The sequence below is a fragment of the Aliirhizobium wenxiniae genome (assembly GCF_019511445.1).
Taxonomy (GTDB): domain Bacteria; phylum Pseudomonadota; class Alphaproteobacteria; order Rhizobiales; family Rhizobiaceae; genus Neorhizobium; species Neorhizobium wenxiniae_A.
On sequence record NZ_JAEUAN010000010.1, the window covers coordinates 97,999 to 119,840 of the forward strand.

19 protein-coding genes are annotated in these 21,842 nt (G+C 59.8%); 15 read left to right on the forward strand and 4 right to left on the reverse strand.

What is annotated here, in order from left to right; genetic code table 11:
* The first annotated feature begins 129 nt into the window (after positions 1-129).
* Both JNB91_RS14025 and JNB91_RS14030 read left to right on the forward strand, forming a co-directional pair.
* Positions 130-1,680 carry a UxaA family hydrolase gene (locus JNB91_RS14025; protein WP_220326134.1) on the forward strand — a complete coding sequence of 517 codons (1,551 nt, stop codon included), beginning with the start codon at positions 130-132 and terminating at the stop codon, positions 1,678-1,680.
* Positions 1,681-1,706: 26 nt separating this feature from the next.
* Positions 1,707-2,669: a GntR family transcriptional regulator gene (locus JNB91_RS14030; RefSeq protein ID WP_220326135.1), complete on the forward strand. Its 963-nt coding sequence runs from the start codon at positions 1,707-1,709 to the stop codon at positions 2,667-2,669.
* A gap of 130 nt (positions 2,670-2,799) precedes the next feature.
* Here the strand turns inward: JNB91_RS14030 and JNB91_RS14035 are convergent, their stop codons facing one another.
* The 3 genes from JNB91_RS14035 to JNB91_RS14045 are packed head-to-tail and all read right to left on the reverse strand — an operon-like array spanning position 2,800 to position 6,082.
* Entirely contained in the window at positions 2,800-3,921 is a 1,122-nt protein-coding gene (locus tag JNB91_RS14035) for an iron-containing alcohol dehydrogenase (RefSeq protein ID WP_220326136.1), read from the reverse strand.
* Positions 3,918-4,877: a 4-hydroxythreonine-4-phosphate dehydrogenase PdxA gene (gene pdxA, locus JNB91_RS14040; RefSeq protein WP_220326137.1), complete on the reverse strand. Its 960-nt coding sequence runs from the start codon at positions 4,875-4,877 to the stop codon at positions 3,918-3,920. Before pdxA ends, JNB91_RS14035 begins: the two co-directional genes overlap by 4 nt.
* A gap of 2 nt (positions 4,878-4,879) precedes the next feature.
* Positions 4,880-6,082 carry a sialidase family protein gene (locus JNB91_RS14045; protein WP_220326138.1) on the reverse strand — a complete coding sequence of 401 codons (1,203 nt, stop codon included), beginning with the start codon at positions 6,080-6,082 and terminating at the stop codon, positions 4,880-4,882.
* A gap of 349 nt (positions 6,083-6,431) precedes the next feature.
* Here JNB91_RS14045 and JNB91_RS14050 point away from each other — a divergent pair, with 349 nt between their 5' ends.
* The 9 genes from JNB91_RS14050 to JNB91_RS14090 all read left to right on the forward strand — a co-directional run bounded on the left by JNB91_RS14050 (position 6,432) and on the right by JNB91_RS14090 (position 16,643).
* Positions 6,432-7,949, forward strand: coding sequence for an ABC transporter substrate-binding protein (locus JNB91_RS14050; protein ID WP_220326139.1), 1,518 nt, complete (start codon positions 6,432-6,434; stop codon positions 7,947-7,949).
* 108 nt (positions 7,950-8,057) lie between these two features.
* Positions 8,058-8,972, forward strand: a complete 915-nt coding sequence (locus JNB91_RS14055) for an ABC transporter permease (RefSeq protein ID WP_220326140.1) — start codon at positions 8,058-8,060, stop codon at positions 8,970-8,972.
* 14 nt (positions 8,973-8,986) lie between these two features.
* Positions 8,987-9,919 carry an ABC transporter permease gene (locus JNB91_RS14060; RefSeq protein WP_220326247.1) on the forward strand — a complete coding sequence of 311 codons (933 nt, stop codon included), beginning with the start codon at positions 8,987-8,989 and terminating at the stop codon, positions 9,917-9,919.
* A complete protein-coding gene (locus tag JNB91_RS14065; RefSeq protein WP_220326141.1) occupies positions 9,912-11,531 on the forward strand; it encodes an ABC transporter ATP-binding protein in 1,620 nt (539 codons plus the stop codon). The genes JNB91_RS14060 and JNB91_RS14065 overlap by 8 nt, the downstream gene beginning before the upstream one ends.
* 19 nt (positions 11,532-11,550) lie before the next feature.
* The gene (locus JNB91_RS14070; RefSeq protein ID WP_220326142.1) at positions 11,551-12,432 is read left to right on the forward strand and encodes a dihydrodipicolinate synthase family protein; all 882 of its coding nucleotides are present in this window, start codon (positions 11,551-11,553) and stop codon (positions 12,430-12,432) included.
* Positions 12,433-12,443: 11 nt separating this feature from the next.
* Positions 12,444-13,412: a phosphoglycerate dehydrogenase gene (locus tag JNB91_RS14075; RefSeq protein WP_220326143.1), complete on the forward strand. Its 969-nt coding sequence runs from the start codon at positions 12,444-12,446 to the stop codon at positions 13,410-13,412.
* Positions 13,409-14,458, forward strand: a complete 1,050-nt coding sequence (locus tag JNB91_RS14080; protein ID WP_220326144.1) for an Ldh family oxidoreductase — start codon at positions 13,409-13,411, stop codon at positions 14,456-14,458. The genes JNB91_RS14075 and JNB91_RS14080 overlap by 4 nt, the downstream gene beginning before the upstream one ends.
* Positions 14,459-14,532: 74 nt before the next feature.
* The gene (locus JNB91_RS14085; RefSeq protein WP_220326145.1) at positions 14,533-15,300 is read left to right on the forward strand and encodes a fumarylacetoacetate hydrolase family protein; all 768 of its coding nucleotides are present in this window, start codon (positions 14,533-14,535) and stop codon (positions 15,298-15,300) included.
* 194 nt (positions 15,301-15,494) lie between these two features.
* On the forward strand, positions 15,495-16,643 hold the full coding sequence (locus JNB91_RS14090) for an iron-containing alcohol dehydrogenase (protein ID WP_220326146.1): 1,149 nt from the start codon (positions 15,495-15,497) through the stop codon (positions 16,641-16,643).
* 96 nt (positions 16,644-16,739) lie between these two features.
* On the opposite strand, the gene JNB91_RS14095 is transcribed toward JNB91_RS14090, so the two are convergent.
* Positions 16,740-17,582, reverse strand: a complete 843-nt coding sequence (locus JNB91_RS14095) for a helix-turn-helix domain-containing protein (RefSeq protein ID WP_220326147.1) — start codon at positions 17,580-17,582, stop codon at positions 16,740-16,742.
* A 237-nt stretch (positions 17,583-17,819) separates the two neighbouring features.
* On the opposite strand from JNB91_RS14095, the gene rhaB reads away from it, so the two are divergent.
* From rhaB to rhaM, 4 genes are read left to right on the forward strand one after another with little or no spacing between them, the layout of a single operon-like run.
* Positions 17,820-19,295 (forward strand): rhamnulokinase, encoded by a 1,476-nt coding sequence (rhaB, locus tag JNB91_RS14100; protein WP_220326148.1) that lies wholly within the window; start codon positions 17,820-17,822, stop codon positions 19,293-19,295.
* The gene (locus JNB91_RS14105) at positions 19,295-20,566 is read left to right on the forward strand and encodes an L-rhamnose isomerase (protein ID WP_220326149.1); all 1,272 of its coding nucleotides are present in this window, start codon (positions 19,295-19,297) and stop codon (positions 20,564-20,566) included. Before rhaB ends, JNB91_RS14105 begins: the two co-directional genes overlap by 1 nt.
* 2 nt (positions 20,567-20,568) lie before the next feature.
* Positions 20,569-21,417 (forward strand): rhamnulose-1-phosphate aldolase, encoded by an 849-nt coding sequence (gene rhaD, locus JNB91_RS14110; RefSeq protein WP_220326150.1) that lies wholly within the window; start codon positions 20,569-20,571, stop codon positions 21,415-21,417.
* Positions 21,418-21,429: 12 nt separating this feature from the next.
* Positions 21,430-21,762 (forward strand): L-rhamnose mutarotase, encoded by a 333-nt coding sequence (gene rhaM, locus JNB91_RS14115; protein WP_223218176.1) that lies wholly within the window; start codon positions 21,430-21,432, stop codon positions 21,760-21,762.
* Positions 21,763-21,842 lie beyond the last annotated feature (80 nt).

Sequence of the window (21,842 nt, forward strand, 5' to 3'; positions counted from 1 at the left end):
TGTTTCGTGTCGCCCTCCTCGACGGCACGAAACCGGAAATCCTGCTCCGATTATTTTCCTTGACAGTTCGATAGCGTCAGTGAAATGACTTTTGTCGACAAAGTCAATTTCTTTCTTTAGGAGGATGAGATGAAAATTGATGTCCAGGCCGGCGCGAATATTCCTGCCGCTATTCTGTTGAATTCACTGGATAATGTCGCCGTCGCACGGCGTGAGATCGCCGTTGGCGAGGCGTCCGGCGTCAACGGGATTGTTGCAACGGCGGTCATCCCGCGAGGTCACAAGATCGCGATCCGCGCGATCGCCAAGGGTGAGGCGGCGACGAAATACGGCCAGACGATCGGCATCGCCAGCTGCGATATCGCACTCGGAGATCACGTCCATCTGCAGAATATCGCCATGCAGGACAGCGACGTGACGCATCATTTTTCATCGCATGTGCCGGTGATCGATTTTGTGGCCGAAGCGGAGCGTCGGACCTTCGAGGGCTATTTGCGGCCGGACGGTCAGGTCGGCACTCGCAATTACATCGGCATCATTTCGTCGGTGAACTGTTCCGCCACCGTGTCCCATGCGATCGCTGATCATTTCAACCGCGGCGGCGGGCTGAAAGGGTATGACAATATCGACGGCGTGGTCGCTCTGACGCACGGGCAGGGCTGTGCGATCGGCACCGGAACGGAGGGCTACGAGTATCTGATCCGGACATTGAGCGGTTATGCGCGCAATCCGAACTTTGCTGGCATCCTGATGATCGGGCTTGGCTGCGAGGTGAACCAGATCTCGCTGATCCAGGAGAAATACGGGTTGGAGGAAAGCCAGTTTCTCAGAACCATGACGATCCAGCAGCTCGGCGGCACCCGAAAGACAGTGGAGATTGCGTCGGCGATCATCGTCGAAATGCTCGATGCGCTGAAAGGACTGGAGCGAACGACCCAGCCGCTTTCTAAGCTGAAGCTTGCGCTGCAATGCGGCGGTTCGGACGGTTATTCCGGCATTTCCGCCAATCCCGCTCTCGGTCATGCATCCGATCTTCTGGTCAAGCACGGCGGTACGGCTGTTCTGAGCGAGACGCCGGAAATCTACGGCGCCGAACATCTTCTCACCATGCGTGCGGTAAAGCCGGAAGTTGCGCAGAAGCTTATGGATCGGATCGAATGGTGGGGTGATTATACGTCGCGCCACGGTGCCGAACTCAACAACAATCCGTCGCATGGCAACAAGGCCGGTGGCCTGACCACGATCCTCGAAAAATCGCTTGGCGCGGTCGCCAAGGGCGGGTCGATGCCGATGCAGGCGGTCTATGAATATGCGGAAATCATTGACGAAACCGGCTTCGTGTTCATGGACACGCCCGGTTATGATCCGGTTGCGGTAACCGGACAGATTGCCGGCGGCTGCAACATGCTGATCTTCACTACCGGCCGCGGCTCCGTCTCCGGTTTCAAGCCGGTGCCGACGATCAAGGTTGCAACCAATACGGAAATGTTCGAACACATGAGCGAGGACATGGACGTCAATTGCGGCGATATCGTCAATGGGCGCGAAAGCATCGAGGAGGCCGGCGAGCGGATTTTCGAGACGCTGATCGCTGTCGCATCGGGGCAGCGAACGCTCAGCGAAATCTATGACTACGGCAATAATGAATTCGTGCCCTGGCAGCTTGGTGCGATCACCTGATGTAAGACTTGTAATCGGAGAGAGACTTGGAGCGACAGCCGGCCTATCGGCGCATAGCCGAACATCTCGATGGGGCGATCCGTGACGAGCGGATTGCCACCGGCGCGATCATCAAGATCGCCGAAGTCGCAAAGATTTTCGGATCGAGCCGCTCTCCGGTAAAGCAGGCTTTTGAAATCCTGGAGGCGCAGGGTAGCGTGCGCCCCCATGACGGGCAGGGTTTCGTCGTCGGAAACGACAGCGAGCCCTTCCGTTTTACATTGACTGCCGATCACCTGACGCTGGGTGATGGCGATGTGGATGCCAACCAGAGCGCCCATGACGCGCTTTATTTCAGGATCGAGCGCGAACTGATCCTGCATTCTATGTCTGGTCATCTGCGGGTCAACGAACTGGCGCTCGCCCGGCATTTCGGCATCGGCCGCACTGTGGCGCGCGACCTGATTTTCCGGGCCAACAAGCTCGGCATCGTCGCGCGGGGAAACGGTGGTCACTGGCATATCGTTGGGCTGGATGTGGAGCGCTGCCGCAATCTCTATGATCTGCGCCGGATACTAGAGCCTGTCGCCCTGCAAGCTGCAACCTCTCTGATACCGCGTGGTGAACTCGAAGCCATGCTGGGCCGTCTTGGCGACGCCATTGCCGTGTCGCCTGCTCTCGATATCGTCGATCTGGATGGACTGGAAAACGATCTCCATCAGCGATGCCTCGGCTATTGCCCCAACCCGGAAATCATCGAAGCGCTGTCCCGCACCGCGCCGACCTATATCTGCGGCAAATACCTTCAGGTCACGTTATCGGACAATCCGACGATCGAGACTTTCATGCATGACCACAAGGAGATCATCTCCTTCATGCTTGAGGGGAGAGGGAGTGATGCCGCGCAAAGGCTTCGCGAGCATCTCGATCTTTCCTGCGGCCAGATCGTCGAGCGTCTGACGGAGTATCTTGAGACCAAGACGACGCCGGATGTCGAATATATCTGGTGAGGTTGTTCGCGTTGTGGTGCAGCAGCCATCGAGCGGGTTCGAGGTTGAGGGATAGGGCCATCCTCTTGCGTAGAACGCGAAAAAGCGGCGCAATTGCTCGCGCCGCCTTTCCTCCTCCAGTAGCCTGTGATCAGAAGCTGGCCCTGTAGATTCCCAAAACGTCCTCGACGCTCATGTCGGCCGGATTGTGATCCATAAGCCGGCGAATGGCATGCGCGTCCGTTGCAAAGCGCGGCAGGTCCTCTTCTTTCGCACCATGTTTTGCCAGCGACATCTCGATGCCGAGATCGGCGCAGAAAGCATGGCCCGCACCGCTCAAGTCAGCCTGCGACAGACCCTTGCCGAAAGCGAGCGCTTCCGCCACTTCCGCCGTCTTGGCCGCCACGACCGGCTGGTTGAAAGCCAGAACATGCGGAAACACGATGGCGTTGGCCAAACCATGCGGCAGGTGCAAAAGCGTGCCGAGCGGATAGGCAATGGCATGGCCTGCGGCGGTATTCACCGGCCCAAGGCAGATGCCGCCGTAATAGGAGGCGAGCATCATTCCCTCGCGCGCTTCCCGGTCCGATCCATCCTTCACCGCGCGGGCCAAAAATTTGCCGACGAGGGAAAAACCCATGCGGGCAAAGCCGTCGATCATCGGATGCGCGCGTTTGCTGGTAAACGCCTCGACGCAATGCGCCATGGCATCGACGCCGGTCGCAGCCGTGACGGCCGGCGGCACCGAATAGGTGAGTTCCGGATCGAGCACGGCGAGATCGGCGATCAGATGCGGGCTTTCGACCGCGATCTTAGCCCCGGAGGCCGGATCGGTGATCAGCGAACGGATACCGGCTTCCGAACCGGTACCGGCGGTCGTTGCCACCTGTGCCAGACGTGTTTTGCGGCCCGCGACCTTGTTGGGGCCGGCAACGTCGAGAAGCGTCTGTTCGCCATCCCAAAGCGCCGCAACCAGCTTTGCGACATCCATGACCGAACCGCCGCCGAGACCGACGACAAGATCCGGCTTTGCAGCCCGCGCAGCCGCAAGCGCCGCATCGAGCGTGGCAATTTCCGGCTCGCCGGGAATGGCATCGAACAGGGCAACCTTGCCCGGCAATTTCAGCCGATCGATAAAACCGGCGGTGATCGGCGTGGCGATCACCAGCGTCGAGGAAACGTCGCCGGCCCAGGGACCGACCTCACCGATCGTGCCGGCGCCGACGATCAGCCGTTTTGGCTGATGCAGGATAATGACGGGAGCGCTGCTCATGCCTTGCCTCCTTTTCCGCCGGTCACCAGCTTGCGGGCATAGGCGATGGCTTCCAGCATGTTGCCATGGTTGGCGATACCCTTGCCGGCAATATCGAAGGCGGTGCCGTGGTCGACCGACGTACGGTCGATCGGCAGATCGACGGAAACGTTGACGGCCGTATCGAAGGCGACAAGCTTGATCGGGATATGGCCCTGATCGTGATACTGCGCGACCACCAGATCGAATGCGCCGGAATAGGCGCGATGGAACACGGTGTCGGCCGAGATCGGGCCATAGGCATCGATGCCTTCGGCACGCGCAGCGGCAACGGCCGGTGCAATCTGGTCGTCATCCTCGGTGCCGAAAAGACCATTTTCGCCGCAATGCGGGTTGATGCCGGCAACCGCGATGCGGGGTGCGGCATAACCGGTGCGCTTCAGGTGGTCGTTACCGGCCTTGATCGTTGCAAGCACGCGCTCAGTGGTGGCGCGGCGGATCGCCTCCTGCAGCGAAACGTGCGTGGAAACGTGGATGACCTTCAGCTTTTCCGAGGCCAGCAGCATATAGGCGGCCGCCGATTTCGTCAGGCTGCGCAGCATGCCGGTATGACCGTCGTAATGATGGCCGGCAAGGTTGAGCGCTTCCTTGTTGATCGGCGCGGTGACGACGCAGCCGATCACGCCGGCTTCGGCATCACGCACCGCCTTTTCGATGAAACGGAATGCCGCGTCACCGGCGACGGGCGACAGCGTGCCCCATGGCAGCGGTGCGCCTTCGATCGCCAGATCAACGACGTAAGGGGCAAGATCGATATCGACGTTGAGCGCCTTGCGGGCTGCTTCCAGCGTCGGCAGGTTGCCGTAGATACGGGTATTGGCGCGGTCCGCGTCACCCATTTCGGCCAGCGCCCGAACCGTGATTTCCGGTCCGACGCCGCAGGGGTCACCCATGGTGATGCCGATGATATTGCTCATGATTATTCTCCCACTGCGGTCCGTGAACTGGCATTGGCCCAGCCCGGTGCCAGACGAACATATTTGATGGCGCGCCTGTAATAGGTGTAGGCGATGTGAAGACTGCCGTCGGTGCCTTCCAGCAGCCACGGATAGGACATTTCCTTGTTGTGACCGTCGATGGAATTGTTCGACATGCAGGTGCCCGGACCGTCCTCGATGACGATCCGCTGCGAAAAACTTTTTGCCCCGTCATCCGAAATGCAGACGGAAACCGGCGCACGCGGCACACCCCAGATCGGCACGCAACCGCCATCCGGGTTCGCATCCGGCCGGTCGTCATCCTCGCCCAGCTCATCGTAAAGCGAGGCGCGGCGGTCGCTCGACATCTGCGCATTCACCGGATTGCAAATCATCGCGATACGCCCATCCTTGAGACGGGTCGCGGCGATGGAGGAATTGTTGTTGGGCACGTCGGTCGCCTGCGGAGCGGACCACGTGCGGCCACCATCGGCGCTTTCCGTGCGATAGACGAAATCGGCCTGACGACGGCGGAACACCGCCACCAGCCGGTTATCACCGAGCGAAACCGGCCCCATGTGCACGCAGCCGGTGGACTGATCGAGATCTTCAAGAGCCCAGGTCTTGCCGCCATCCTGCGAAATGCCGACCGCGGCGCGGTCATGGCTGCCGTTCCATTTCTGGCCCGGGCGCTGGATGCAGCGAAAGATCGGCAGAAGCCATGCGCCATCATCGCGAACCACCAGCGGCGCACGCACGAAACAGCCGCGCGGCAGGTCGAGATAGTTTCCCTCGCCTGCCGTCAGCTTGGTCGGGTCGCTGGCATCGCGAAAAACTTCGGCCATGCGGATCCGGCATTCATCCTGATTGCCGGAAGGCTGTGAGGTGTGGAACAGGATAAGCTTGCCGTCAGGCGCCGCAAATAGGACCGGGTTCTGCTCGGAATGTTTTGGGTCGAAACTCAGCCGCTGCGGCTCACCCCATTGCTGCGAGCCCTCAGCAAGAACCGAGGCGAAAACGGAAATATCCGACTTTCCTTCCAGCGTGCCGCCGAACCAGGCGCAAATGAGTGCGCCATCCTCGGCCAGATGCAGGAAGGATGCGTGGTTCTGGATTATCGGCGAGGCCAGCATGGCCTCATGTCGTCCGGGGCCAACGGCTTTCACCGTGCCGTTCATGACGGTTGCAATCTGTTCAGGCGTCATCGGGGTCTCCTCTTATCTCCATAAAAATCACCCAAATAACAAAGTTGTCAAGTTTGAAAAATTTCTCGATTTGCCATTGACGATCCAATCAACAGATACATGTTGTTGAAATTAAATCGTTTTATGAAAGGCAAATTTGTACAAATTGACAGTTCCGAATATTTAATTTGACAAACTTGCCAAGAAATCAGATGGTCAGCGCCAGCCCGATCATGGTGACGTTAAGGACGGAGGCATCCCGACCGACGCACAGGGCTTCAGGAGGAATGCCTTCAGACCGCGCGCAGCGAAGCCGCCGCAAGATGAACAGCAAAACGGTGCGAAGAGCACCCCAGAGGGAGGAAATGACATGAAAACCTCGCATCTATTCGGAGCCCTGCTTGGTTCCGTTCTCGCACTCGGCTCCGGCGTTGCGCCGGCTTATGCCGCGTCGAGCGATATCAAGATCGTCCTGCCGGAAGAGGCCGACCTGCTCGAGCCCTGCATGGCGACGCGCTCCAATATCGGCCGCGTCATCATGGAAAACGTCAGTGAAACGCTGACAGAGCTCGATGTGCGGACCAAGAAGGGCGTCATGCCCCGCCTGGCTGAAAAATGGGAACAGAATGCCGATGGCAGCTGGCGTTTCCATCTGCGTCAGGGCGTAAAATTTTCTGACGGCAAGACGTTTGGCGCCAAGGATGTCAAATACTCGTTTGACCGCATTTTCAGCGACAAGAACATCTGCGAATCCCGCCGTTATTTCGGCGGCATGAAGTTCGACGTGAATGTCGTCGATGAAAATACCATCGATTTCAAGGTCGATCCGGTTCAGCCGATCCTGCCGCTGCTCCTGTCGCTCGTCACCATCGTTCCGGAAGGCACGCCGCTGGAATTCGTGCGCGAACCGATCGGCACCGGCCCTTACAAGCTCACCAACTGGACGCCGGGCCAGCAGATCGTTCTCGATGCGCGTGACGATTATTGGGGCACGAAGCCTGCCGTCACCAAGGCAACCTACCTGTTCCGCTCCGACCCGGCCGTTCGCGCCGCCATGGTTCAGGCCGGCGAAGCCGATCTGGCACCGTCGATCTCGCAGGTCGAAGCCACCAACGACAAGACCGACTTCTCCTATCTCGACAGCGAAACCGTCTATCTGCGTATCGATGGCAATATCGCGCCGCTCAACGATGTCCGCGTCCGCAAGGCGCTGAACCTGGCCATCGACCGTCAGGCCTTCATCGGCACTCTGGTGCCGCAGGATGCCGTTCTCGCCACCGCTCTGGTGCCGCCGACCACGCTCGGTTGGAACCCGGACGTCAAGGTGCCGGCTTTCGATCCGGATCAGGCCAAGAAGCTTCTTGAAGAAGCCAAGGCTGCCGGCGTGCCGGTCGATACCCCGATCACGGTTGTTGCCCGTACGGCCAATTTCCCGAACGTGACGGAAATCATGGAAGCCATTCAGGCGCAGTTGCAGGATGTCGGCTTCAAGATCGACCTGAAATTCGTCGAGGTCGCCGAACACGAGGTCTATTACTCGAAGCCGTTCAAGGAAGGTCGTGGCCCGACCATCGTCGCTGCCATGCACGACAATTCCAAGGGTGACCCGTCCTTCACCATGTTCTTCAAGTACCACACCAACGGCACCCAGTCGGGCTATTCCGATCCGAAGGTCGATGATCTCATCGCCCGCGCTTCGGCCGCCACCGGTGACGAACGTGCAAAACTGTGGTCGGAACTGATCGCCTATGTCCACGACGATCTCGTCGCCGACGTCGCGCTCTTCCACATGGTCGGTTATTCGCGCGTCTCTGAACGTCTCGACTTCAAGCCCAGCATCGCCACCAACTCCATGCTGCAGCTCTCCGAGATCGGCATCAAGAACTAACCACCCCAACCTCAGAAGCGATCCCGCACCACAAGCGCCGGAATCGCTCCAATCGAAGCGAAATGGGCGGCGGCTTCGTCGCCGTCCATTCCAGCAATCGAGGTCACCATGCTCAGTTTCATCCGCAAGCGCGCCTTTGCCAGCCTCATCTCCCTTATCGGGCTGCTGGTCATGGTGTTCTTCCTGTCGCGCCTGACGGGCGATCCGGCATCGCTCTTTCTTCCCGTCGAAGCCTCCGCCGAAATGAAGGCCGAATTCCGCGCCCTTCACGGTCTCGACCAGCCGCTGCTTGTGCAGTTCGGCCAATATGTCGGCAATGTCCTGACCGGCGATCTGGGCGAGAGCCTGCGCAAGGCCCGCCCCGCCCTCGACGTCGTGCTCGAAGCCTTCGTCTGGACGCTCTGGCTTGCCGTCATCACCATGACGCTGGTCACGGTCTGCGCCATCGTCGTCGGCTCGCTCGCCGCCTTCCGCACTGGCGGTTTCTTCGACCGTTTTTCCTCGATGGTTTCGCTGATCGGCGCTTCCGTGCCGGATTTCTGGCTCGCCATCGTCGCCATCGTCGTGTTCGCCATCCAGCTGTCCTGGCTGCCGACGTCCGGCACCGGCTCGCTCGCCCACTGGATATTGCCGATCTGCGTTCTGTTCGTGCGCCCCTTCGGCATCATCGTTCAGGTCGTGCGCGGCTCGATGATCTCGGCGCTATCGTCGGCCTATGTGAAGACGGCCCGCGCCAAGGGCGTCAAATCCGGCCCGATCATCTTCGTTCATGCGCTCCGCAACGCCATGCTGCCGGTCATTACCGTCATCGGCGACCAGGCCGCCAGCCTCCTGAACGGCGCCGTTGTCATCGAAACCATCTTTGGTTTCCCCGGTGTCGGCAAGCTGATGATCGACAGCATCCTGCAGCGTGACTTCAACGTCGTCTTGGCGGCGATCCTCGTCACCGCTTTCGCCATCTTCCTCATGAACCTCGTGATCGACCTGGCCTATGCCCTGCTCGACCCGCGCATCCGCTACTGAGGATCGATATGACCATGGCCATTCAATCCACCCACACGCCTAAAGAAAAAGTCGCGGAAGAACCGAGCGCCATCGTGCGCATGGCGCGCATGCTGTGGGCCGACAAGTTCGCGCTCTGTGCCGCCATATTCCTCATCTTCGTCATCGTCATGGCCATCGTCGGCCCCGCATGGCTGAACGAACTCGCCACCAAGCAGAACCTGCGCGGCCGCAACCTTGCGCCGTTCGATTTCTCGCGCGAATGGTTCATGTGGCTCGGCGCAGATGCGCTCGGCCGCCCCTTGTGGCCGCGCATCATCGTCGCCACCCAGAACACCATGATGGTCGCCGCCGGCGCCGTCGTCATCTCGGCCATTGTCGGTACGCTGCTCGGCCTCATTGCCGGTTTCGCGTCGGAACGCACCAGCCAGGTCATCATGCGTCTTGCCGACGTCATCATGTCCTTCCCGTCGCTTCTGGTCGCCGTGATCGTGCTCTACATCCTCGGTTCCTCCATCCTCAACCTGATGCTGGTGCTTTCGATCACCCGTATCCCGGTCTATCTGCGCACCACCCGCGCCGAGGTCATGGAAATCAAGAGCCGCATGTTCGTGCAGGCCGCCCGCGTCATGGGCGCATCCTCCAAGCGCATCCTGTTCCGCCACATCCTGCCGGTCGTTCTGCCCACGCTAACGACGCTGATGACGCTCGATTTCGCCTATGTCATGCTGGCGGAAAGCGCGCTGTCCTTCCTCGGCATCGGCATCCAGCCGCCGGAAATCACCTGGGGCCTGATGATCTCTCAGGGCCGCCAGTACCTCACCAATGCATGGTGGCTGTCCTTCTGGCCGGGCCTCGCCATCATCCTCACCACGCTCTCGCTCAACCTTCTGTCCAACTGGCTGCGTATCGCGCTCGACCCCGTACAGCGCTGGCGTCTGGAAATGAAAGGACCGAAACATGGCTGATCATCTGCTCGAGGTCCGCAACCTCTCCGTAGACTTCCACACCGCATCGGGCGTCGTGCATGCCGTGCGCAACATCTCCTACCATCTGGAGCGTGGCGAAACGCTCGCCATCCTCGGTGAGAGCGGTTCCGGCAAGTCGGTCTCGTCCTCGGCGATCATGAACCTGATCGACATGCCGCCGGGAAAGATCGCCTCCGGTGAAATCCTGCTCGACGGCAAGGATCTCCTGAAGATGAATGCCGAGCAGCGCCGCGAAGTGAACGGCCGCCGTATCGCCATGATCTTTCAGGACCCGCTCAGCCACCTGAACCCGGTCTATACGGTCGGCTGGCAGATGCGCGAGGCGCTGAAAACCCACGGCATCGGCAATACACAGGCCCAGGCCGAAGCCCTGCGCCTGTTCAAGCGCGTTGCCTTGCCCGATCCCGAACGGGCGCTGGACAAATACCCGCACGAATTTTCCGGCGGCCAGCGCCAGCGTGTGATGATCGCCATGGCGCTGGCGCTCAAACCCGATCTTCTGATCGCCGACGAACCGACCACCGCGCTCGACGTGACGGTGCAGGCGGAAGTGCTGGCGCTCTTGAAGGAACTCCAGCGCGAAACCGGGATGGGCGTGCTGATCATCACCCACGATCTCGGCGTGGTGTCCGAAGTCGCCGACCGTGTCGTCGTCATGGAAAAGGGCCAGCTGGTCGAAAGCGGCACGGTGCGCGATGTCTACCGTAATCCGCAGCACGCCTATACGAAAAAACTGATCGCCGCCGCCCCCGGCAAGGGCGAGATGCACGAGCCGGAGACCGGCGGCGACGCCATCCTCAGCGTCAGGAACGCGAAAAAGTTCTATGGCGGTTTCGAGGCCCTGAAGGGCGTATCCTTCGATATGAAGGCCGGCGAGACCGTTGCCGTCGTCGGCGAAAGCGGTTCCGGCAAGTCCACCCTCGCCCGTATTCTCCTGCGTCTGGAAGAGCCTGATGGCGGCACCGCCCACTGGAAGGGAAAGGACCTTTTCGCCATGTCGCCGGGCGAACTGTTTAAGCTGCGGCGCGACCTGCAAATGGTGTTTCAGGATCCCACCCAGTCGCTCAACCCGCGCATGACTGTGTTCCAGCTGATTTCCGAGGCCTGGGTCATCCACCCGGAAATCCTGCCCAAGGCAAAATGGCGCGAGCGCGTCGCCGAACTTCTGGGCCAGGTGGGCCTGTCTTCCGAACATATGGGCCGTTACCCGCACCAGTTTTCCGGCGGCCAGCGCCAGCGTATCGCCATTGCCCGTGCACTGGCGCTCGAGCCCCAACTGATCGTCTGCGACGAGGCCGTCTCGGCGCTCGACGTTTCGGTTCAGGCGCAGGTGATCGCGCTTCTCGACAAGCTGCGCCGCGAAATGGGCATCGCCTTCATCTTCATCGCCCACGACCTGCCGCTGGTGCGTGATTTCGCCGATTACGTGATGGTCATGCAGAAGGGCGAAGTGGTCGAATTCGGCACCGTTGCGCAGGTCTTCGACAACCCGCAAAAGCCCTACACGCAGGCGCTTCTCGCCGCCAGCCTCGATCCCGACCCGGACGTGCAGGCGGCAAACCGCAATGCGCGCCTCGCAAATGTTTCCTGATTGATACCGGAGTGGAATGATGACCAAGAAAGCTTTTGTCGCGATCGTGACATGCTTCAACGACGACGAAACCATCAATTACGAAGCCACCCGCGCACAGGTGCGCCGTCAGGTGGCCGCCGGCAACAACATCATGTGCGCCGGCACCAACGGCGATTTCACCGCCCTCACCTATGGTGAAAAGGTAAAACTGCTGGAAGAAGTGGTCGATGAAGTCGGCGGCAAGGTCGATGTCATCGTTAATGCCGGCATGCCCGCCACCTTCGAGACCCTGCAACTGGCGAAAGAATTCGACCGCATCGGCGTCACCGGCATCGCCGTCATCACGCCCTTCTTCATCGCCTGCACGCAGGACGGCCTGATCCGCCATTTCTCGACCGTCGCCGATGCCGTCAACACGCCGGTCTATCTCTACGACATCCCCGCCCGCACCCAGAACCACATCGAGCCGGAAACCGCCCGCAAACTTGCCGCCCACGGCAACATTGCCGGCATCAAGGATTCCGGCGGCGCGCAGGAAACGCTGGCGGCCTATCTGCAGGTCTCCAAGGAAGTCGAAGGGTTCGAAGTCTATTCCGGCCCGGACCATCTCGTCCTGTGGTCGCTGCAGAATGGCGCCGCCGGCTGCATTTCCGGCCTCGGCAATGCCATGCCGGACGTGCTTGCCGGCATCGTCGGCGGCTTCAACACCGGCAATATCGAGGAAGCCCAGCGCCAGCAGGATATCTATACCGCTTTCCGCACCGACCTTTACGCCCACGGTTTCCCGCCGGCGATGGTCAAGCGCGCGCTTTACCTGCAGGACGCCTCCGTCGGCGCCAGCCGCCAGCCAGCCCTGCTGCCGAATGCCGAACAGGATGCCCGTATCGGCGAGACGCTGAAAAAATTCGGCCTGCTGTAAGGGAGGCATCCATGTCGATTGTCGTTGCCACGACGTCGCCCGGTTTCGGGCGGCATGGCCGTTTGCCGCAATTGCTTGACGAAACCGGCTGGGAAATCATCCGTTGCACCGACGCAGCGCTGCCGGATGGCGGCCTGTCGCAGCATATCGGTCGGGCAGACTTCTTGGTTTCAGGTCTGCTACCGGTTAACGCGGCGACAATCGAGGACGCTCCGCAGCTCAAGGCGGTGCTCAAACACGGTGTCGGCGTCGATAACGTCGATGTCCCGGCCTGCACAGCAAAAGGTTATCCGGTGACCAATACGCCCGGTGCCAATTCCAATGCGGTGGCGGAACTGGCCGTGGGCATGATGTTCTCTATGGCGAGAAATATCCCATATGGCCATATGAACGTAATATCCGGCGGCTGGGATCGCAAGCCGGGACACGAGATCGCCGGCAAGGTGCTTGGCATCGTCGGCTTGGGGAACATTGGCAAGCTTCTCGCCTTGAAGGCGGTCGCGCTCGGCATGACCGTGATTGCCTCTGATCTCTATCCCGACCAGGCATTCATAACCAAGCAAGGCATCGAGATCGTCGAGCTGGATATGCTGCTGGCCCGTTCCGACTACGTGTCGCTACACATCTTCGGCGGTACGGGGAATACGGCTCTGATCGGAGCGGAAAAGCTCTCGTTGATGAAGCCGGGCGCATGCTTGCTCAACCTCGCGCGCGGCGAGGTCGTCGATAACGACGCGTTGGCGGAAGCTCTCTCTCACGGCAGGCTGCGCGGAGCTGCGATCGATGCCTTCGTCATTGAACCGCCGGATGTATCGCATCCGCTGTTCAAGCTGCCGAATGTCGTTTTCACACCCCATAGCGGGGCCGATAGCCTGGAAGCGCTGGAGAATGTCGGTCTCATGGTGATTAGCGACATCAAGGACTTTATCGCCGGACGCAGGCCGTCCCGCGTTCTCAATCCGGAGGTTTACGACAGATGACCGATCCTCGTTTCTCAAGGGATTCCCTGCTTTCATTCGCCCACTCGCTTTTTCTGAGTGCCGGTCTCGAAAAAGACAAGGCGTCGGCTGTGGCCACCTATTTGGTCGAAGCGGATCTGATGGGCCATTCGACACACGGCCTGGCACTGGCCGGCTGGTATCTGCAGAGCATTGCCGACGGCGTCATGACGAAGGTCGGGAGCTACGAGACGATCAGCGATCGTGGCCCTTCCGTCTGCTGGAACGGCAACCGTCTGCCGGGCGCGTGGTTGACTTCCGAAGCCGTAAAGCTTGCCGCAGATCGGGCAGGGGAGTTCGGCACCGCCACCGTCGTCATCGGCAACAGCCATCATATCGGAGCACTCGCTGCCTATCTGTCGATCGCAACCGACAAGGGCCTGCTGGTATCGATCGCCTCCTCTTCGCCGTCCGGGGCGCAGGTTGCGCCGTTCGGCGGAACCAAGGGTGTCTATACACCGGATCCGGTCGCACACGGCATTCCGACGCTGGCCGACCCGATCCTGATCGACATTTCCGCATCGATCACCACGGTCAACATGGCGCAGCGGTTGATCCGCGAAGGCCGGCAATACGAGGCCGACTGGCTGATGGATGTGGAAGGAAACCCGTCGCGCGACCCGAAAGTACTGGAAGCCGGCGGCACTCTTCTGCCGACCGGCGGTATCGACCACGGGCAGAAGGGCTACGGAATGGCGCTGATCGCCGAAGCGATCACGCAGGGGCTTGCCGGTTATGGCCGTGCCGACGCTCCCAAGGGCACCAATGCCGCCGTGACCGTGCAGGTATGGGATCCCGAAGCTTTTGGCGGCAAGGACGCCTTCCTGCGCCAGACCGGTTGGCTCGTTGATACCTGCCACGCCAATCCGCCCCGGCCGGGCGTCAAGAAAGTGCGATTGCCAGGTGAGGCGGCGATGTCTCGCAAGCGAATCGCGGTGGAAACAGGCGTCGTTCTCTATGCAAGCATCATGGATTCGCTGCTGCCGCATGCCGAACGCCTCGGCGTTGATGTTCCGAAGCCTTTGTGACGAGTGCCGGCTGATGACAGGCGGAAAGGCCTGTTACGCCACCACGGATACCTTGAACAACCCGGAGACGATGAATGAGCAATAGTGAGCCAGCAGTTTTCGACGCCCAGTCGCTCGCCGATAGTCTGCATGCGTTACGTGCCGCAGGCCGGTCGCAAGCGACAGCGGAATTCTCCACTCCTCAAGATCTGGTCACTGCGATGCAGGCACAGCAGGCGCTTGCCCTGCGGGAAGGCGCGACGCGCAATGCCTGGAAAGTGGCTATGTCTCCCGACAAACATGCTGTCGTCGCGCCGCTCCATCCTTATGTCGAGACAGCGCGAGACGCCGAGCTTCCCTACCTTGCGGGAATGAAATTCGAGGTGGAGATTGCCGTGCGCCTTGGTCGGACGCTACCCGTCAAAGCCGTTCCCTATTCCCGCGAAGAGATCCTTGATGCGGTTTCGGAGGCTTATCTCGGGGCGGAACTCCTGTCGTCTGCAATCGAAGAAAGCGGAAAGCTGTCTTTCCCGCTCTATGTCGCAGATCGTATCGGGAATTGTGGATATGCGCTTGGCCCTGTCGTCCCGAGAACCCTTATCGATACGATTGGAGAAGCCGAGCTGAAGGTCACTCAGGGCTCCGCATCTATCTATCAGGGACCGGCCAAACACCCGGTCGGCGATGTTCTTGCCTGGCTGCTGGCCTATGCCAATGACAGCACCCGTCCGGCCAATTCGCTCGAAGCCGGCATGCTTGTCACGACCGGCGCGCTTTCCGGCGCGATGCCTTTGTCGGGACCGGGCAAGGTCGAGGTCCTGCTGGCCGAAACATATGTGCTGAACGTCACGCTCGTTGCATGAAACGCAGGCGCTTAAGGCGCCCCTTTCCATCTCGCGATCTCTAAATTCCGGCCACCTCGGCTCAAACAATGTCCAAGGCACAAAGGCTCTCAAGTCCGCCCTTCGCTAAACTCTCCATCAACCAGGAGATTTATCAGTGGGAGTACTGCCATCCATCATGACAGCAGCCTCCCGATCAGGAGGACGAAAACGAGATGGCATTTCGACTGTGTTTCCCAAAAATCAACATCAGCGGCGCAGGCAGTCTGGCAGAAGTTCCCGGTGAGCTTGCCGCACGCGGACTGAAGCGGCCGGTCATTATCACTGACGAGACGCTGGTCAAGTTCGGCCTCGTTGCACCGCTTCTTGAAGGCCTCAAAGCCAAGGGTATCGAAGCCTTTGTTTATGATAGTGTCGTTCCAAATCCGACCGTTCCGGTCGTCGAAGCCGCCTATAAGGTCTTTGTCGACAACAAGTGCGACGCGATCATCGGCGTCGGCGGCGGCAGCCCGATCGATACGGCCAAGGCCGTACGCATCCTCTCTGCCAATCCGGGCCCGATCACGCTTTATGAAGGTGTCGGCAAGGTTGCCAAGGCAGGTGCCTTCCTTCTCGCCGTCAACACGACAGCTGGAACCGCCGCCGAAGTGACCTCCAATGCGGTCATTACCGATCCGGTGGCACAGGTGAAGATGGTCATCATCGACGCCAACATCATCCCGGATATCTCGGTCAACGATTCCGCCATGATGACCGGCATCCCGGCCGCGACCACGGCTGCAACCGGCATGGATGCTCTTACCCATGCCATCGAGGCCTACGTTGCCAAGGGCGCACATGTCCTCACCGACTATGCGGCTCTTGAAGCAATCCGCCTGATTTCCGCCTATCTGCCGCGCGCCGTCAAAGACGGCAAGGATCTCGAAGCCCGTGAGATGATGGCCTATGGCCAGTTCATCGCCGGTCTCGCCTTCAACAGCGCCGGTCTCGGTCTCGTCCATGCGATGGCCCACCAGCCGGGCGCCGTGAAAGATCTGCCGCACGGTGTTTGCAACGCAATCCTGATGCCGCTGGTCGAAGAGTTCAACCGTCCTTACGCGGTCGAGCGCTTTGCCCGTATCGCCGAAGCCATGGGGGTCGATATCCAGGGCCTGAGCACCGAGGACGCTTCCAAGGCTGCAATCAAGGCGATCCGCGATCTGTCCGCAACTGTCGGCATTCCGAGCGGCTTTGCGGAGCTTGGCGTGACGGAAGAGGATTTTCCGCTCTGGGTCCAGAAAGCCCAGAAGGATCCTTGCGCACCGGGCAACCCGGTCGCCGCCACGGATGCGGACATTCTTGATCTATACAAGAAAGCGCTCTGATCTCAGGCGCAAGCCTGATCTTCCAGAACTACGGAGGCCCGCCTTTTCGGCGGGCCTTTTCAATTTCGCGGAGATATTGCCTGCATCCTGTTCGGATCAGGCGTGGTTCGAGCGCGGCATGCGGCGATACTCGCTCGGCGCCATCCCGGTCATCTTGCTGAAGCTGTAGGAAAAGTAGTTGCTGTCGTTGAAACCGCAGGAAAAGGCGATGTCGGTGACGCTGTCGCTGGTCCCGCGCAGGGCACGCATGGCCTTGCCCAGTCGCAGCTTGACCAGATAATTATGCGGCGTGGTAGCCGTCGCCTCGCGAAATGCCCGGCTGAAGCTGCGTGAGGAATACCCGAAACGCTGCGCGACACTTTCCAGGTCGATATCCTCGGTGCAATTGTGCCTGAGATAGTTCAGCACATGGCCAAGTCGTGCCGCATTCGGCAGGCCTTTGGCATCGGTCGCGAATTGCGAGCGCGACAGGATGATCGAGAGCTGGTTGAACAGCGCTTCCGACATTGCATCCGAAAGCGGATCGGACCGACGAGCCTCGTTCTCCAGGGCTTCGACGAGCGGCTTTACCTGTGCCAGCACATCCTCCGTCAGCTGCCAGTGGCGTCGCGTCCCCTGCTCACTGTCTGCCGAACACCGCATGATATCGAGAAAGTCATGGCGTCCCGAGGCTCTGTCTGGCCGAAAGAGGATGTTGGTGAGGTAGAGGTCATCGACCTGCTCATAGGCGTGGTGATCTTCGGCCTTGATATAGAAAAGCTCGCCGCAGGTTATGAAATGCGGCTCGTCGTTCAACATATGCCAGCCGTTGCCGGAGAGGACGATCATGATCTCGTGAAAATCATGGTCGTGCATCGGAAACGGTGTCTGAGGAGACCGCTGCTCGACGATGACCGTTTGAGCATCCGAACGGAAAAATTCCTTGGCCAAGAGCTTCATCGAATCAACACCGCATAATCACGCACGGAAAATCAGATAGCGCATCTGAAATCACCGATCTCGGATCTGCATCAATGCGGCGTTCATTCCTCCACCAATACAGCGCGTCACAAGAGTTCAGAAGCGCTGCCATCATCTTCGAATAATGACGCGTATCAGTAAATCTCGTGTCCGCTTCTTCAAGGCGCCGGCCCCGCGGCTACGGCTAAGGTGCTGCAAACGAAGAAGAGAACATGTATGAAAATGCCGGGAAAAATCGCCGCCGTCGATATCGGTGCCAGTAGTGGTCGGGTCATCCTGAGTGAACTCAAGGATGGCGTTTTGTCGCTGACGGAGGCCCACCGTTTTGAGAACACGCTGCGCAATGACGATCCTTCCGGACATCAATGCTGGGATCTCGATTTCCTTGAAGCCGAAATGCGCAAAGGTCTCGCCATCGCCAGCAAGCAGGGGTCTCTGGCAAGCGTCGGGGTGGATACCTGGGGCGTGGACTATGTGCTGCTGGATGAGAAGCTCGAACGGATAGGCCCGGCCGTATCCTACCGCGATCACCGCACCGATGCGATGATGGAGGAGGTTTTCGCGGAGCTACCTCGTGCGGAAATCTATCGTCGAACCGGCATCCAGTTCCTGCAGTTCAACTCACTCTATCAACTGGCGGCAACAGTTCGTCAGCATCCCGAATGGCTGGCTCGCGCCCGCCATTTCCTGATGATCCCGGATTATCTTCACTTCCGGCTCAGCGGCGTACTCTCCAACGAATATACCAATGCGACCACGACGCAACTCTTCAATCTGGATCAGGACGATTGGGATGCGGATCTGCTTGGGGTGGCGGGCCTGTCGAAAGAGGTAATGATGCGGCCGGTCGAGGCCGGCACCATTCTTGGTGAAATGCCATGCCCTCATGGCAGAGACGCGATCAAGGTGATCGCGCCTGCCACACATGATACCGGTTCGGCGGTTGCGGCAGCACCGCTCGCGACCGAGGATGAAGCCTTCATCAGTTCAGGCACATGGTCGCTGATGGGTATCGAAAGCAAAGCCCCCTTTGCCGATGCGCAGGCGCTGGCCGCGAATGTTTCGAACGAGGGTGGTGTCGAGCGGCGTTACCGTATCCTGAAGAACATCATGGGGTTCTGGCTGATCCAGAGGGTCCGGAAGGAACTAGGTTCGCCTGATCATGCAAGGCTCGTGATGGCAGCAGGTGATTGCTCGCCCTGGCAAAGCCTGATCGATCCCCAGGACGCCCGTTTCCTTAATCCTGATAATATGACCGCAGAAATTCAGGCATTCTGCAAAGAGACGGGACAAGCTGTACCGGAAAGTGCAGGCGCACTTTCCCGCTGCATTTTCGACAGCCTGGCACTGTCCTATCGCCGCGTGAAGGAGGAGCTTGAGGCTTTGCGCGGACGACCGGTCAATCGCATCCGTGTCGTCGGTGGCGGCAGCCAGAATGATCTCGTCAATCAACTCTGCGCTGACGCCTGCGGTATTCCGGTGACAGCCGGCCCGATCGAGACGACGGCGCTTGGAAATGTCTGCGTGCAGATGATCGCGCTCGGCCAGCTTTCCGGCCTCGATGAAGCGCGCGCGCTTGTGCGCCATTCATTCCCTCTAACCGAATATGTTCCCCACCAGCGTGTACCCCAATCCGTCTGGGATCGTTTCCAGTCGTTTAGCGCGCTATCAGTTGCAGAAGGACAAGCTTGATGAGCCGATCAGAAACAGTCGAAGCCGCTTATGCCATAGCGCGTGATGTCTTCGCCGCTACCGGTATCGATACGGAGGCGGCTCTCAACCGCCTCGACACCATTCCGATCTCGATGCATTGCTGGCAGGGCGATGACGTTCGCGGCTTTGAAAACCCGGCCGGGCAGCTTACCGGCGGCATTCAGGTCAGCGGCAATTATCCTGGTCGCGCAAGCACGCCTGGCGAGTTGCGTGCCGATCTCGATTTCGCGATGGCGCAGATCCCGGGCCAGAAGCGGCTTAACCTTCACGCCATCTATCTCGAAAGCGACAAGTCGGTTGAGCGTGATGCGATCGAACCCCATCATTTCCAGAACTGGGTCGAATGGGCACAGAAGACTGGCATCGGCCTAGATTTCAACCCGACCTGCTTCTCGCATCGCTTGAGCGAAGATGGGCTGACGCTCAGCCATCCCGACAAGGCGGTGCGCGATTTCTGGATCGCCCATTGCCAGGCAAGTCGCAAGGTCAGCGAATATTTCGGCAAGGAGCTGGGCACGCCGTCGGTGATGAACATCTGGGTGCCGGATGGCATGAAGGATCTTCCCGCCGACCGGTTCGCGCCGCGTGAGCGTCTCGCACAGTCGCTGGATGCGATCATTGCCGAAAAGATCTCGCGCGAATTCCACAAGGATGCAGTCGAAAGCAAGCTGTTCGGCATCGGTGCCGAAAGCTACACGGTCGGCTCCAGCGAGTTCTGCATGGGCTATGCCACGAGCCGCAAAACGCTGCTTTGCCTTGATGCCGGCCACTTCCATCCGACCGAAGTCATCTCCGACAAACTGTCCTCCGTGCTGCAATTCGTCGATGAAGTTCTCCTGCATGTTTCGCGCCCGGTCCGCTGGGACAGCGACCATGTCGTGCTGTTCGACGATGAACTTCAGGCAATCGCCCACGAGCTGATCCGCGGCGACATTCTCGACAAGGTCAATATCGGCCTCGATTTCTTCGATGCCAGCATCAATCGCGTGGCCGCATGGGTGATCGGCACGCGCAATACCCGCAAGGCGCTTCTGCGCGCTCTGCTTGAGCCAGTTGCGACGCTGAAACAGGCGGAAGGAGAACGGGACTTCACGACACGATTGGCGATGATGGAAGAAGCCAAATCAATGCCGTGGTCGGCGGTTTGGGATTTCTATTGCCTCAGCAGAAACGTGCCGGTCGGCATCGCCTGGCTGGACGAAGTCAAAAATTATGAACGCAACGTGCTGAGCAAACGAAAGGCCGCATGATCATGACACTGCATACTGCAAATTCCTGGTTCGTAACCGCCATGGTCAAGGCGACCTCGGACATGTGGCTGAAGGGGTGGGACGAGCGCAATGGCGGCAATGTCAGCCTGCGCCTGCTGCCGGAGGATGTTGCTCCCTATCTGGCACAGTGGCCGGCAAACCGCAGCGCGCCGATCAGCGACCCGCTGCCGGAACTGGCAGGCCAGTATTATATCGTCACCGGTACGGGCAAATATTTCCGCAACGTTCAGCTCGATCCGGCTGCCAACATGGGTGTCGTCCAGGTGGCGCCGGACGGTGCATCGGTGAAGATCCTGTGGGGTTTCACCGATGGCGGTGCGCCGACATCCGAGCTTGCCTCGCACCTGAAGTCTCACGGCGTCCGCCAGAAGGTCAGCAACGGCCGCGACCGCGTCATCATGCATTGCCATGCGACCAATCTTCTGGCGCTGACCTATGTGTTGGACCTCGATTCGGCCAATGTTACCCGCGCTCTGTGGGAGAGCAGCACCGAATGCCTAGTCGTCTTTCCTCAAGGGGTCGGCACGATGGGCTGGCTGGTTCCGGGCACCGACACGATCGGCGATGCGACCGCTAAAGAAATGGCCGATCACACGCTGGTCATGTGGCCCTTCCACGGCATTTTCGGCACGGGCGATACGCTCGATGAAGCCTTCGGCCTGATCGATACGGCCGAAAAAGCAGCCGAAGTCCTCGTCAAGGTCATTTCCATGGGCGGAGCTCGCCAGACCATCACGTCCCAGAACCTGATCGATCTTGGTGCCCGCTTCGGCGTCGTGCCGATGGCGGAAGCGATGGCGGTCGAAAACTGGCGACTGGCCGGGAAATAAGGGAGAAAAGCCATGGTCGCAGTGGAAACGAAGATCCGGAAGGCATTCGTCATGCAGGTCTTTGCCGACAAGCATGACGAATACAAGCGTCGCCATGACGAGATCTGGCCGAAGCTTGCAGAGACGCTGAAGGACCATGGCGCATCCTCTTACGCCATCTATCTCGACGAGGCGCGGAGCCTGCTTTTCGCCTCTGTCGAGATCGTGTCGGAAGAACGCTGGGCTGCCGTCGCAGACACCGCGATCTGCAAGGAATGGTGGGCTTTCATGACCGAAGTCATGCCCAGCAATCCCGACAACAGCCCCGTCTCGCAGGAGTTGAAGGAAGTCTTCTATCTGCCGTGAGCTGACTTAGAGACGGATTTTCGGCGTTTCGCGAAGCCGCGGCGGGTCGGAAGATGAATTACACTCACGTGATTTCGCCC